This is a genomic window from Streptococcus oralis, from assembly GCF_003943825.1.
Lineage (GTDB): Bacteria > Bacillota > Bacilli > Lactobacillales > Streptococcaceae > Streptococcus > Streptococcus oralis_CD.
The window spans coordinates 1-573 of the sequence record NZ_RJNJ01000106.1 but is presented as its reverse complement, the minus strand read 5'-3'; the positions used below and the strand labels follow the sequence as shown (position 1 = coordinate 573).

Below are 573 nucleotides of genomic sequence, written 5' to 3'. Positions count from 1 at the left end.
CTATATCATCAACGATGCAAGTTTTGCAGAACGTTTGCCACTCTTTAGTGATATGGTGGTCTTCATGTCTTATGCTATGCAGGTCGTGATGGGCTTCCTTCTCATGGGAGCACTCTTTATCGTTCTTCCTCGTACCTTGGTTTCGGCAGGACGTATCAATCAAGTATTGGATCTGCATTCTTCTATTGAGAATCCTAGTCATGCACAGACAGCGAATCCTTCAGTTCAGGGACAAGTGGAATTCCGTGATGTGACTTTCCGCTACTCTAAAAATTCTGAAGCAGTCGTGGAACATGTCACTTTCAAAGCAGAAGCAGGTCAAACCGTGGCTTTCATCGGATCAACTGGATCTGGGAAATCTACTCTAGTCAACCTAATACCTCGTTTTTATGATGTCTCATCTGGTCAAATTCTAGTAGATGGTATCGATGTGCAAGATTACAACTTGGAAGAGCTGCGCAATAAGGTCGGCTATATTCCTCAAAAAGCTGTGCTCTTTTCTGGAGATGTCAAGGGAAACTTAGACTTTGGTAAGAGCAAAGAAACTCCTCTAAGCGAGGCTGCTATGTGGCA

General features: G+C 43.6%; 1 protein-coding gene. It reads left to right on the top strand.

Going from position 1 to position 573, the window contains the following annotated elements:
* Nucleotides 1-573, top strand: a 573-nt coding sequence (locus tag D8863_RS11135) for an ATP-binding cassette domain-containing protein (RefSeq protein ID WP_185761492.1), incomplete at both ends; no start/stop codon positions are given.